General features: G+C 69.7%; 11 protein-coding genes and 1 pseudogene. 10 read left to right on the top strand and 2 right to left on the bottom strand.

Features of this window, described 5'->3' with window-relative positions; all coding sequences use genetic code 11:
- Positions 1 to 287, bottom strand: a pseudogene (locus ACNFOC_RS39870) (hypothetical protein); the annotation flags it as partial.
- 112 nt (positions 288 to 399) lie between these two features.
- Here ACNFOC_RS39870 and ACNFOC_RS39875 point away from each other — a divergent pair.
- The 10 genes from ACNFOC_RS39875 (at position 400) to ACNFOC_RS39920 (ending at position 11,523) form a co-directional block, all read left to right on the top strand.
- Positions 400 to 1,104 carry a response regulator transcription factor gene (locus ACNFOC_RS39875; RefSeq protein WP_366432533.1) on the top strand — a complete coding sequence of 235 codons (705 nt, stop codon included), beginning with the start codon at positions 400 to 402 and terminating at the stop codon, positions 1,102 to 1,104.
- A complete protein-coding gene (locus tag ACNFOC_RS39880; protein ID WP_416963892.1) occupies positions 1,101 to 2,504 on the top strand; it encodes a HAMP domain-containing sensor histidine kinase in 1,404 nt (467 codons plus the stop codon). Before ACNFOC_RS39875 ends, ACNFOC_RS39880 begins: the two co-directional genes overlap by 4 nt.
- A gap of 107 nt (positions 2,505 to 2,611) precedes the next feature.
- Complete coding sequence (locus ACNFOC_RS39885) at positions 2,612 to 4,081, top strand: glycoside hydrolase family 18 protein (RefSeq protein ID WP_416963893.1); 1,470 nt, start codon at positions 2,612 to 2,614, stop codon at positions 4,079 to 4,081.
- Positions 4,082 to 4,366: 285 nt separating this feature from the next.
- Entirely contained in the window at positions 4,367 to 5,665 is a 1,299-nt protein-coding gene (locus ACNFOC_RS39890) for an ABC transporter substrate-binding protein (protein WP_416963894.1), read from the top strand.
- Positions 5,662 to 6,642: a carbohydrate ABC transporter permease gene (locus ACNFOC_RS39895; RefSeq protein ID WP_416963895.1), complete on the top strand. Its 981-nt coding sequence runs from the start codon at positions 5,662 to 5,664 to the stop codon at positions 6,640 to 6,642. The genes ACNFOC_RS39890 and ACNFOC_RS39895 overlap by 4 nt, the downstream gene beginning before the upstream one ends.
- Complete coding sequence (locus tag ACNFOC_RS39900; protein WP_416963896.1) at positions 6,639 to 7,532, top strand: carbohydrate ABC transporter permease; 894 nt, start codon at positions 6,639 to 6,641, stop codon at positions 7,530 to 7,532. Before ACNFOC_RS39895 ends, ACNFOC_RS39900 begins: the two co-directional genes overlap by 4 nt.
- 212 nt (positions 7,533 to 7,744) lie before the next feature.
- A complete protein-coding gene (locus ACNFOC_RS39905) occupies positions 7,745 to 8,665 on the top strand; it encodes an ABC transporter ATP-binding protein (protein ID WP_416963897.1) in 921 nt (306 codons plus the stop codon).
- Positions 8,665 to 9,501, top strand: coding sequence for an ABC transporter permease (locus tag ACNFOC_RS39910; RefSeq protein WP_416963898.1), 837 nt, complete (start codon positions 8,665 to 8,667; stop codon positions 9,499 to 9,501). The genes ACNFOC_RS39905 and ACNFOC_RS39910 overlap by 1 nt, the downstream gene beginning before the upstream one ends.
- 25 nt (positions 9,502 to 9,526) lie before the next feature.
- Entirely contained in the window at positions 9,527 to 10,861 is a 1,335-nt protein-coding gene (locus ACNFOC_RS39915; RefSeq protein ID WP_416963899.1) for a sensor histidine kinase, read from the top strand.
- Complete coding sequence (locus tag ACNFOC_RS39920) at positions 10,858 to 11,523, top strand: response regulator (RefSeq protein ID WP_416963900.1); 666 nt, start codon at positions 10,858 to 10,860, stop codon at positions 11,521 to 11,523. Before ACNFOC_RS39915 ends, ACNFOC_RS39920 begins: the two co-directional genes overlap by 4 nt.
- 17 nt (positions 11,524 to 11,540) lie before the next feature.
- Here ACNFOC_RS39920 and ACNFOC_RS39925 read toward each other — a convergent pair whose 3' ends face one another.
- Complete coding sequence (locus tag ACNFOC_RS39925) at positions 11,541 to 12,887, bottom strand: sialidase family protein (protein WP_416963901.1); 1,347 nt, start codon at positions 12,885 to 12,887, stop codon at positions 11,541 to 11,543.
- Positions 12,888 to 13,109: the final 222 nt, after the last annotated feature.

Raw genomic sequence — 13,109 nt, forward strand, 5'->3', positions numbered from 1 at the left:
GNCGCGGCCCGAGGCGACGATCCGGCAGGTCGCTGCCGATCTGAGCATCGCCCCCGAGACCTTGCGGAACTGGGTGCTGGTGCCGAGGCCGGCGGCTGAGCCGCCTGCACGCTCGCGCCGGCCGCCGTGATGGGCAGGGCGCGCGGCGGGTCGTAGGCCGTGCCGGTCATGACCGTGTGGACGCCCCACCAGGACAGCGTGACGGCCGCGCCGGTGGCGAGCGACCAGGCCAGCACGTGTACGAATCCGTTGACGAGTCCTCTGGGCAACGTGGGCATCGCCGCCATACTGCCTCACGCGCCCCACAGGTGTCCCGTCGGTCCCGCACCGCTTGTCCACAGACGGGGAGTTGTCCACAGGCCCGGATGCGGGTCGCCCGCATGGGCTACGGTGCGGCGCATGGCAAGTGTGCTCGTGGTCGAGGACGACCAGTTCGTACGCTCCGCCCTCATCCGGCATCTGACCGATGCCGCGCACACGGTGCGCAGTGTCGGTACGGCACTTGAGGCGCTGCGCGAGGTCGCCCATTTCCGTTTCGACGTGGTCATCCTGGACCTCGGACTGCCCGACCTGGACGGGTCCGAGGCCCTGAAGATGCTGCGCGGGATCACTGACGTACCCGTGATCATCGCCACCGCTCGGGACGACGAGAGCGAGATCGTGCGGCTGCTCAACGCGGGCGCGGACGACTACCTCACCAAGCCCTTCTCGGTCGACCACCTGTCCGCCCGCATGTCCGCTGTTCTACGACGTTCCCGTGCCACCACCGGCGAGGCACCCCCGTCCACGGTCATCCGCGTCGGCGGCCTCACCGTCGATCCGCTGCGCCGCCAGGCCGAGCTGGACGGCGTCCGACTCGACCTCACCCGGCGCGAGTTCGACCTCCTCGCCTTCCTCGCCGGGAGGCCCGGTGTCGTCGTACCGCGCAAGGAACTCCTTGCCGAGGTGTGGCAGCAGTCGTACGGCGACGACCAGACCATCGACGTCCATCTGTCCTGGCTGCGAAGGAAGTTGGGGGAGACGGCGGCCCAGCCGCGCTATCTGCACACCCTGCGGGGTGTCGGCGTGAAGCTGGAGCCACCGGGAGCGGAGTCGGTGCGATGAGGTGGGCGCTGGTCAGGGTCTGTCTGGCGATCGCGGCGATGGTCGTCGTCGCCTTCGCGGTGCCGCTCGGCCTCGTCATCAAGGAGATGGCCCGCGACCGCGCCTTCTCGAACGCCGAGCGGGAGGCCGCCGCCGTCGCCCCCGCGCTGTCCATCACCACGGACCGGGACCAGCTGGAGAAGGTCGTCGCCTCCGCGGGCGCGGACTCCGGGATGGCCGTCCACATACCGGCCGGGGAGGGGAAGTCCGCCGTCGACATCGGGCTCCAGCGCGCTGCCGGCAAGGACATCGCGACCGTACGGAAGCTGGGCCGCGCCTCCACCACCGAGGTGCCCGGCGGCTCCGTCCTGCTCCAGCCGGTCGCGCTCAGCTCCGGCGAGATATCCGTCGTCGAGGTGTTCGTCCCGGAGTCGGAGGTCAGCAACGGCGTCGGTACGGCCTGGGCGGTGCTCGCCGGTGTCGGCATCGCGCTGATCGTCGGGTCCGTCGCGGTCGCCGACCGGCTGGGCGTACGGATGGTGCAGCCCGCGCAGCGCCTGGTCGAGGGCGCGCACGAACTGGGGGAGGGGAAGCTGGGGGCGCGGGTGCCCGAGGAAGGGCCGACCGAACTGCGGCTGGCGGCGGTGGCGTTCAACTCCATGGCCGACCAGGTCGTACAACTGCTGGCGAACGAGCGGGAGTTGGCGGCCGATCTCTCGCACCGCCTGCGCACACCCCTCACCGTGCTGCGGCTCAACGCGGCCTCGCTCGGGGACGGGCCCGCCGCCGAGCAGACGCGGACCGCCGTCGCGCAGCTGGAGCGGGAGGTCGACACGATCATCCGGACCGCGCGCGAGGCGAAGCCGCAGACCGTGGCGGCCGGGCCCGGTGCCGGGTGCGACGCGGCCGAAGTGGTGCGTGAGCGGATGCGGTTCTGGTCGGCGCTCGCCGAGGACGAGGGCCGCAAGGTGCGGGTCGCCGGGGTGGAGCGGCCGGTGCGGATACCCGTGGCCCGCGCCGACCTGGTCGCCGCCCTCGACGCCCTGCTCGGCAACGTGTTCCGGCACACGCCCGAGGGCACGGCCTTCGCGGTCGACGTGCACAACAGCGAGGACGCGGTGATCGTGCTCGTCTCGGACGCGGGCTCCGGCATACGGGACCCCGAGGCGGCGATGGCCCGCGGGCGCGGCTCCGGCAGCGCCGGGTCGACCGGGCTCGGCCTGGACATCGTGCGCAGACTCGCGGAGTCGACGGGCGGGGACGTGCGCATCGGGTCCTCGATGCTCGGCGGCACCGAGGTGCGGATCTGGATCCAGCTGGACGGGCGGGAGCCGGAGCGCAGAGGGCATCGCGGAGCCGTACGACGGCGTCGGCGCGGGAAATTGGTCTCTACCTTTAACCGCTCCCGATCCCTCCCTTAAGCGCACCCTAAGATCGCCAACCCCCGCCCGGATCAGGCGCTTTGCCCGATTCCGGATCGCTAGCGTGCTGCCGCACCCCACCCCCGTACGGCGAAAGCAGGCACGCGATGAGCACGCACCGGCGCAGGATCAGCAAGAGGAACAAGGTGATCGGCGGAGCGGTCGCCGCCGCGGTGGTCGGTGGCGGCGCGATCATGCTGACCGGTATCGCCCAGGCGGCGAGCGTCGGCGCGGCCTACACGAGAACCAGCGAGTGGTCGACGGGGTACACCGCGCAGTACGTCGTCACGAACACGACCGGTGCCACGAAGAAGGACTGGACGCTGGAGTTCGACCTGCCGTCAGGATCGAAGCTCAGCTCGCTGTGGAACGCCGAGTCGAGCGTGAGCGGGCAGCGCGTCACCGTGAAGCCGCCGAAGTGGGACACGGACGGGCTCGCGGCCGGCGAGTCGGTCACGGTCGGCTTCGTGGTCAACGGCACGGGCCAGCCGACCAGTTGTCTCATCGACAACACCGAGTGCTCGGCGGACGGCACCGCGACCCCCGAGCCGACCGGCCGCCCGACGACCTCGTCGCCAGCGCCCACGCCGACCGCCTCCCCGACCTCCACGCCGACGGCCACCTCCAAGCCCACGGCCACTCCCACCGCTTCACCGACCACGACCACCGGCACCGGCACGACCGCCGGCGCGGGCTTCGCCCCCTACGTCGACACCTCGCTCTACCCCGCCTTCGACCTGCTCGCCAACGTCACCGCGACCGGCGTGAAGAACTACAACCTCGCCTTCATCACCGACGGCGGCGGCTGCACCCCGAAGTGGGGCGGTGTGTCGGATCTCGGGAGCGACGGCGTGGCCTCGCAGATCGGCGCGCTGCGTGCCAAGGGCGGTGACGTGCGGGTCTCCTTCGGCGGCGCGTCGGGCTCCGAGCTGGCGACGACCTGCGGTTCGGCGAGCGCGCTGGCGACGGCGTACGCCAAGGTCGTGGACGCGTACGGCCTCACCAAGGTCGACTTCGACATCGAGGGCGGTGCGCTGCCCAACACGGCGGCGAACACGATCCGCGCCCAGGCGATAGCGAAGCTCCAGCAGCAGCACCCGGACCTCGACGTCTCCTACACGCTCCCCGTGATGCCCGAGGGTCTGACCCAGGACGGGGTGAACCTGTTGTCCAATGCCAAGTCCAACGGCGTCAAGATCAACACGGTCAACATCATGGCGATGGATTACGGACCGGCGTACTCCGGAAATATGGGAACGTACTCACAGCAAGCGGCTACTGCTACACAAGCCCAAGTCAAGAGTGTTCTCGGGCTCTCGGATGCCGCTGCATGGAAAGCGGTTGCAGTGACGCCCATGATCGGTGTCAACGACGTGTCATCGGAGGTCTTCACGGTCGAGGACGCGAACGGGTTGGCGGCCTTCGCGGAAGCGAAGGGTCTTGGTGGCCTTTCGATGTGGTCCGCGACCCGCGACAAGCAGTGCCCCGGCGGCGCCAAGCCCAGCGCGGACGCGACCTGTAGTTCGGTCGTCCAGGACCCGTCCGCCTTCACCAAGGCCTTCTCCGCCTTCAAGTAGGCGCTTTGAGGGGCGGTAGGGGTCCGTGGGAGCCCCCGGGCCCCTCGCGTACCCCGTGACCCCGGTCACCTCGGAGCGGACGTGTGGCCACTCGGCTGCGCGTTCGCTCCTTTTGCTCGTGAGTGTCGATTACGTTTCGACAAATGAGGGCGGCGGGTGTTGACGCATGACCAGACATAGGACTGTTATTACGCCACCGTGTTTGGTCGCGTTGGTTTCTGGTCGGTTACGACGACCTTGGGCCGTGGCGCATTCCGGCCGAACCCTGTCCGTCAGGAGCCGTTCATGCCCGACTTCTCCCTCCCTGCCGCGAGCCGCCGTTCCGTCCTGCGCGGCATAGGTGGCGCCGCCGTGCTCGGCGCCGGCATACCCCTGCTGAGCGCCTGTGGCAGCAGCGGCAGTTCGTCCGACCCGAAGACCGTCACCGTCGGCTCCAACGCGTCCGACGCGGTGCCGAAGAAGGCGTTCGCGAGCGTCTACGCGGACTTCAAGAAGACGTCCGGCATCACCGTCAAGGTCAACACGAAGGACCACAACACCTTCCAGGAGCAGATCAACTCCTACCTCCAGGGCACGCCGGACGACGTGTTCAACTGGTTCGCCGGGTACCGCATGCAGTTCTTCGCGGCCAAGAAGCTCGCCACGTCCATCGACGACGTCTGGGCGAAGATCGGTGACAACTTCCCCGATGCGATGAAGCAGCTCAGCAAGGGCGAGGACGGCAAGTACTACTTCGTGCCGATGACCACGTACCCGTGGGCGATCTTCTACCGCAAGAGCGTCTTCACGGCGAAGGGCTACACCGTCCCCACCACCTGGGACGAACTGGTCGCCCTCTGCAAGCAGATGAAGAAGGACGGACTGGTCCCGATCGCCTTCGGCGACAAGGACGCCTGGCCGGCGATGGGCACCTTCGACCAGATCAACTTCCGCCTCAACGGCTACGACTTCCACAAGTCCCTGATGGCGGGCAAGGAGGCGTGGACCGACCCGAAGGTCAAGGCGGTCTTCGACCACTGGGCCGAGCTCCTCCCGTACCACCAGGACGGTTTCATGGGCCGCACCTGGCAGGACGCGGCACAGGGCGTGGTGTCGAAGAAGTCCGGCATGTACCTCCTGGGCTCCTTCGTGGCCCAGCAGTTCACCGTCAAGGCCGACCTCGACGACCTCGACTTCTTCGCCTTCCCGGAGATCAACTCCGCGTACGGCCAGGACACCGTAGAGGCGCCGACCGACGGCTACATGGTGAGCAAGTCCCCGAAGAACCACGACGGCGTCGTCAAGCTCCTGGAGTACCTGGGCAGCCCGGCGGCCGAGCAGCTGTACCTCAAGACCGACCCGAGCGTGGTGGCCGCCTCCAGCAAGGCCGACACCTCCGCGTACTCGCCGCTCCAGAAGAAGGCGTTCGACATGATCGGCGCCGCCAAGAGCCTCACCCAGTTCATGGACCGCGACTCCCGTCCCGACTTCACCTCGACGGTGATGCAGCCCGGACTCCAGAAGTTCCTCCAGAACCCCAAGGGCGTCGACAGTCTGCTGACCTCGATCGAGCGCCAGAAGAAGACGATCTTCGCCTCCTCATGATCTCCGAGACGACTACGACGAGCCCGGAGGCGGACGCCGTTCCGCCTCCGGGCCCCGCGCCTGAGAAGAAGCGGGTCCCGCAGGGCGCCAAGCGCCTGCTGACCCGCCGTGACCGCATCACGCTCGCCTTCATGGCGGGCGGGCCGACGGTCCTGCACGTGGCCCTTGTCTGGGTCACCGCCCTCGCCTCGATCCTGCTGGCCTTCACCAGTTGGGACGGCATCGGCTTCAGCTCGATCAAGTGGGTGGGGCTGGCCAACTTCAAGGAGCTGTTCAACGACAACCCGCAGTTCTGGCCCGCACTTGAGCACAACATCATCTGGTTCGTCGTGCTCATCCTGCTGCCGACCCCCTTCGGCCTGTTCCTGGCCGTGCAGCTGGACAAGAAGATCCGCTTCAGCCGCGTCTACCAGACCGCGTTCTTCCTGCCGGTCGTGATGTCGCTGGCGGTCACCGGCTTCGTCTGGCAGCTCATCTACAACCCCGACACCGGCCTGATCAACAGCCTCATCGGGGCCAACAAGCCCGGCCACTACATCGACTGGATCGGCGACCCCAAGCTCAACCTGTGGGCCGTCCTGATCGCCGCGTCCTGGCGGCACGCGGGCTACATGATGATCCTGTACCTGGCCGGCCTGAAGGGCGTGGACCCGTCCCTGCGGGAGGCCTCGGCGCTCGACGGCGCGAACGAGTGGCAGACGTTCAAGAACGTCATCTTCCCGACCCTGCGGCCCACCAACACGGTCGTCCTGGTCGTCACGATCATCGAGTCCCTGCGCGCCTTCGACCTGGTCTTCGTCTTCAACAAGGGCGCCCAGGGCACCGAGTTGCTGTCGATCCTGATCACCAACAACATCATCGGCGAGTCCAGCCGGATCGGTTACGGGTCGGCGATCGCCGTCGTCCTGCTGGTCATCTCCCTCGTGGTGATCATTCCGTACCTGATCGCGACCTTCCGGAAGGAGCGGCGCGCATGACCACCCCCACCGCCGCACTCGGCGTGAAGCAGCGCACCCCGCTCCGCCCGGCCCGGGTCCTGCTGCACACGTTCCTCGTCGTCACCTCGCTGGCCTGGCTCGCCCCGCTGCTGTGGGCGGTCTACGCGGCCCTGCGCCCGTACTCGGAGACCAGCAACAAGGGGTACGTCTCCTGGCCGGACAAGCTGAACCTCGACAACTTCAAGAACGCGTTCGAGCAGTCCGACATGATCCACTACTTCGTCAACACACTGATCATCGCGGTCCCGGCCGTGCTGCTCACACTGCTGCTGTCGTCGATGGTCGCGTTCTACGTCAGCCGGTTCGACTTCCGGCTCAACATCTTCCTGCTGCTGGTCTTCACGGCCGGCAACCTGCTGCCCCAGCAGGTCATCATCACCCCGCTGTACCGCATGTACCTGCTCATCGACCTCCCCGGCATCACGATGAGCGGCAAGCTCTACGACTCCGCGCTCGGCCTGGTCCTCATCCACGTGGCGTTCCAATCGGGCTTCTGCGCCTTCGTGTTGAGCAACTACATGCGGATGCTGCCGAACGAACTGACCGAGGCGGCGCTGGTCGACGGCGCGTCGGTGTGGCGGATGTACTGGCAGATAGTGCTGCCGCTGTGCAAGCCGGCGATGGCGGCCCTGGCCACCCTGCTCTCCATCTGGATCTACAACGACTTCTTCTGGGCGATCGTGCTGATCTCGACCGGCGAGAACATGCCGATCACCTCCGCCCTGAACAACCTCTCCGGCCAGTACTTCACCGACCCCAACCTGGTCGCCGCCGGCGCCCTGCTCACCGCGATCCCGACGCTGATCGTGTACTTCGCACTCCAACGCCAGTTCGTCAGCGGCCTCACACTGGGCGCCAACAAGGGCTGACGCACCGGCTGTCGAGCCCTTCGCAGGAGAACCACCGCGCGGACGACCACCGCGCGGACGACCACCCCTTCACCCCGCTCACTGGTACCCCGGTACCAGTGACCAGCGGGGTTTGTCCCCTGCGGGCCCACGGGCCGTGACGTGACCGCTCCTAGCCTCGAAGCAGTGGCCCCGGCGGGAAGCCGGGCCAGGCAGAGGCGGGGAGTGGCACAGTGATCGAAGTGCGCGGGCTGACCAAGCGGTACGGGGACAGGACGGCGGTGGACGGGCTGAGTTTCACCGCGCCGCCGGGTCAGGTGACCGGGTTCCTGGGGCCGAACGGGGCGGGCAAGTCCACCACCATGCGGATGATCGTGGGCCTGGACGCGCCGACCAGCGGCACGGCCCTGGTCAACGGCAAGCGCTACGCCCAACACCGGGCGCCCTTGCAGGAGTTGGGGGTGCTGCTGGAGGCGAAGGCCGTGCATCCGGGCCGCTCGGCGTTCAACCACCTGATGGCGTTGGCGTACACCCATGGCGTGCCGCGTCGCCGGGTGGAGGAGGTCATCGACCTGGCCGGTCTGCACGATGTGGCGCACAGGAGGGTCGGGGCGTTCTCGCTGGGGATGGGGCAGCGGCTGGGTATCGCCGCCGCGCTCCTGGGCGACCCCGCGATCGTGATGCTGGACGAGCCGGTCAACGGGCTCGACCCCGAAGGCGTGCGCTGGGTAAGGGAGTTGCTGCGCGGACTGGCCGCCGAGGGCCGCACGGTGATGCTGTCTTCGCACCTGATGAGCGAGATGGCGCAGACCGCTGACCGTCTGGTGGTCGTCGGGCGGGGGAAGCTGCTGGCCGAGACGACCGTCGACGCGTTGGTGGAGCGGTCGGAGGACAAGGGGGTGCGGGTGGCCACCGGCGAACCCGCGCGGCTGCGCTCGCTGTTGGCCGCCCCCGGCGTCACCGTGACCTCGACCGGTGCCGAGCGGCTGGTCGTCTCCGGTCTGGACACGCGGCGGATCGGGCAACTGGCCGCCGAGCACCAGGTGCCGCTGTACGAACTGGTCACCGAGTCGGTGTCCCTGGAGGAGGCGTTCATGAACCTCACCCAGGACGCGGTGGAGTACCACAGCAGCGACACGCGGAGGGCCGCCTGATGACCGCCGACACCGTCACTTCGCCTACGACCGTCCCATCGCCGGTGCGTCCGATGTACCGCGTGACCGGCCGACGGGTGATCCGTTCGGAGTGGTCCAAGTTCTGGTCGCTGCGCTCCAGTTGGATCACGCTGGGGGTGGCCGTGCTGTTTTTGGTGGCCATCGGAGGAGTGGCCGCCGCCGTCTACAGTCCGAGCGGCCCGCTCGGCGGTAAGGACGCGGCATCCGGTGCCGCGCTGACCCTGGCACTGGCCGGCACCAACCTCGCGGCACTGGCCGTAGGAGCGCTCGGTGTCCTGCTCTCGGCCGGGGAGTACAGCACGGGCATGGTCCGCTCGACGTTCGCCGCGGTGCCCGGCCGGCTGCCCGTGCTGTGGGCGAAGTGCGCGGTCTACGGCCCGATCGCGTTCGTCACGTCCACCGCCGGCGCCCTGGTCTCCTTCGGGCTCGGGAGCGCCATCCTGCACGAGGAGAAGATCGCCCTGTCCCCAGGGGACCCGGGGGTCCTCCGGTGCCTGCTGGGCGCGGGCCTGTATCTGGGCCTGGTCGGCGTGTACGGCGTGACGGTCGGCCTGATCGTGCGCAACAACGCCGGGGGCATCGCGATCCTGGCCGGCGTGGTGCTCGTCCTGCCCGGCCTGACCGGGCTGCTGCCCAGTTCCCTCGGCGACACCGTCAGCCGCTACCTGCCCAGCAACGCCGGCCAGTCGGTGATGACCCTGCACGAGTCGAGCGACTCCCTGGTCGGCCCGGGAGCGGGTCTGACGGCGCTGCTGGTGTGGGCCGTACTGCTGCTGGCCGGTGCCGCCCACCGGCTGCGCCGCAGTGACGTCTGAGGTCGTGTCCGTGAGGATGGAGCCGATGGACGACAGCACGAGGGCGCGGTCGGCCCGGGCAGGGGCGACCGCGCCCCCGCCCGGGCCGGACGCCGTCTGGGCGCACCCCGTCATGCGGCTGCTGCTGCGGGTGCTGAGCCGGCTGCGGGCGGCCGACCGGCGGCGCCCCTGGCTCCTCGACACCACCGTGGTCGTCCTGGTCGCCGCCGCCGCGCCGCCGGACCTGCTCGCGCACAGCCCCGGGCACCCCGTGTCGCGCCCGGTGGGAGCCGGCCTGCCCGTCGGCGTGGTGCTGGCCATCGCCGCCGTGCTGGCCGTGCCGCTGTGGTGGCGACGCCGAGCTCCCGTCGCGGTCTACGGCGCCTGCCTCCTCGTGTGTCCGGTCATGTGGTCGCTCGGCCTGGGGCCCGCGGGGGCCGCCGTCCTGCTGATCGCCCTGTTCGACCTCGCCCTGCACGCCTCACCCCGGGCGATCTGCTGGGCGCTGCCGGTGACCGTGGCGGGGTGGGTGCTGCTCGTGGTCACCGTGATCCCTTCGGCCGGCCCGGTGACCTTCCTGATCCTGTCCGTCGGCACCGGCGTAGGGGCCGTGGCCCTGGGTCTGACCTTCCGGATCAGCGGGCTGTACCTGTCGGCGCTGCGGGAACGGGCGGCGCGACTGGAGATCGAGCGGGACCAGCGCGTCCGGCTGACGGCGGCGGCCGAGCGCTCGCGGATCGCCCGCGAGATGCACGACATCGTGGGCCACAACCTGTCGGTCATGGTGAACCTCGCCGACGGCGCCGCCGTACTCGTCGCGCGTGACCCCGGCCGGACCGGGCAGGCGGTGCGGCTGATCGGCGACACCGGCCGGCAGGCGATGGACGAACTCCGGCGCGTGCTCGGGGTGTTGAGCGAGTCCGCGGGGCCGGGGGACACCTCTCGGTCCCCGCAGCCGGGTGTCGGGGACCTGGACACCCTGCTCGACCGGGTGCGCGCGGCCGGCCTGCCGGTGGCCTACCGCACCGTCGGCCCGGTCGACGCGCTGGGCCGGGGCGTGCAGCTCACGGTGTTCCGGGTGGTGCAGGAAGCCCTGACCAACACCCTCAAACACGCCGGCCCCGGCGCCACGGCCGACGTGTCGATCGCGGTCGAGGACAGCGGGCTCCGCGTCCGGGTCACCGACACCGGTTCACCGTCGCGGGAGCGGTCCACGGCTCCCCGGGGCGACACCGGACACGGCCTGGTGGGCATCCGCCAACGGGCCGCGCTGTACGACGGCACCGTCACCATCGGACCGCGCGAGGACGCCCGCGGCTGGATCGTGGACGTCCTGATGAACCCGTCCGCCTCGGCCACGTCCGGAGAGCCCGCGCCATGACCACCGTACTGATCGCCGATGACCAGCCGCTGCCCCGCATGGGCTTCCGGATGCTGCTGGACGGCACCCCCGGCATGACCGTCGTGGGGGAGGCCGACAACGGCACGCAGGCCGTCCGCATGGCGGCCGACCTGCGCCCCGACGTGGTCCTGATGGACGTACGGATGCCCGGTGTCGACGGCATCGAGGCGACCCGGCGGATCGTGGCGGCCGGCGGGCGCACCCGCGTGCTCATCCTGACCACCTTCGACCTCGACGAGTACGCCTACGCCGGGCTGCGCGCCGGGGCCAGTGGCTTCCTGCTCAAGGACGTCCGGCCGGCGGAACTCCTCGCCGGGATCCAGGCGGTCGCGACCGGCGACGCCGTCGTGTCACCCCGGTTGACCCGCCGTCTGCTCGACGCGCACGCGCACGACGTCCTGGCGCCCGAGGCCGAGCCCCGGACGGACCCGCGTCTGGTGGCGCTCAGCGAACGCGAGCACGAGGTGCTCGTGGCGATCGGCTCCGGCTGGACGAACGCCGAGATCGCCGAGCGCCTCGTGCTGACCGAGTCCACCGTGAAGAAGCACGTGGGCCGGGTCATGGCCAAGATCGGCGCCCGCGACCGTATCCAGGCGGTGATCATCGCCTACGACGCGGGACTGGTCACGCCCCGGCCCTGAGGGTGTGGGTGAGCGGGTTACCGGTGGGCGCGCTTCCTGTACAGCTTCAGCGGGACCCGGCTGATGACCGAGTCGAGGGAGGAGCCGTTCCGCCCGTCGGCCCACGTGACGTACGCGTACCCGCCGGCGAGGGTGATCCCCGACCAGCGGTCACCGGGAGGGCCCATCTCGCCGACCGGCTCGGTCACGTGGTTGACCCGCACCGGGGCGCTGAACGAGCGTCCGTGGTCGAACGAGACGACCGAGAACGCGTCGCCCGTGGTGGTCCGCCACATGACACCCAGGTCACCGTTCGCGCCGAAGTCGATCGCGGGCCGCTGGGCGTTGGGAGTGGCGATCGTCGTCGGCCCGGTCCAGGTCCTGCCGGCGTCCGGGGTGACGTACACCTCCAGGGTGTCGGAGTCCCGGGGCACCATGACGGCGAACCGGCCCCGGTGGGAGGTGTCGGCCGCCACCCACGGGACGGGGTCGGCGGCCGCGCCCAGTCCCGGAGTCGGTACCAGAGCACCGGTACCCGCGGCGACGGGCGTTCCCCGGCCGTCGTTCACCGTCGTGTTCGTCCACGTCCTGCCGTCGTCGTGGCTGACGTGGAAGTTCACCGGCTCGCCCGCCTCCTGCGAGGCGGACACGAGGATCCCGCCGTACACGGCAATCTCACGACCCGGATAGCCGCACACCAGCGGGATGCCCGGTGCCACCTCGATGCAGGGCATCGGGCCGGGGATCACCCGCGAGTCGCTGCTGAAGGTCTTGCCGCCGTCGGCGCTGACGGAGACCGCGCTCGGGTACTCCCACGCCGCTCCCGCCACCGCGTAGACCTTGCCCGTCGCGGCATCCACCCGCATCTTCGGGGCGCCCCCGAGGAGCAGGGGTGTGGACACCGGGTCGGTCCAGGTCCGGCCGCCGTCCGTCGACCTGGCGACCTGGTTGTGGTTCACGAGGTTCGCGGCGAGCCCTGAGCTGACCTGGTTGTTGTCCACGTACACGGTGCCCTTCGCGTCGAACTGCACGCTCGGCTCACCGCACTTGGGAGCCGCCGTGCCCAGCGGCCACGCCACCCGGGTCCAGGTGTCGCCCCTGTCGTTCGAGTAGGCGAGGAAACACCCGCCGTCGACCGGCTCAAGACCCGGCGAGGGCGGGAAGATCGTCGAGACGAAGACCAGGTTCTTCGGATTCCTCGGATTGACGGCGACCGTCGGCTGACCTTCTTTGGTGGCGGGCAGGTCGGTGACGTCGACTTCGTGAACCGCGGTACGGCCGACGGCGTTCGGCGCGGCCACGGCGGCGGACGACTCGCAGAGCAGGAACAGCGTGGAGAGTGCCGCCGCGCTCAGTCTCGCGGACGGACTTCTGAACAGCACCATGGGGATCCTCAAGGCTTCATGGATCGGGTCCGGCCGGTGACGGTCACCGGTGGTGCCGGATTCCCGCACCAGGCTAGGAACGCCCACGGCCGGGTCCTTGGGACCGCCGGACACAATCGGCTTCGCCGAGTGGGACCGCGGTACCACTGCCCAACTGGACTGAGGATGAAGGGTGGTTGGGGTTGAGGGGGTGAAGGGAGGAGGGAGGAGGGAAGGTAGGAG

Origin of the sequence: Streptomyces colwelliae, from assembly GCF_048158785.1 — a bacterium.
Lineage (GTDB): Bacteria > Actinomycetota > Actinomycetes > Streptomycetales > Streptomycetaceae > Streptomyces.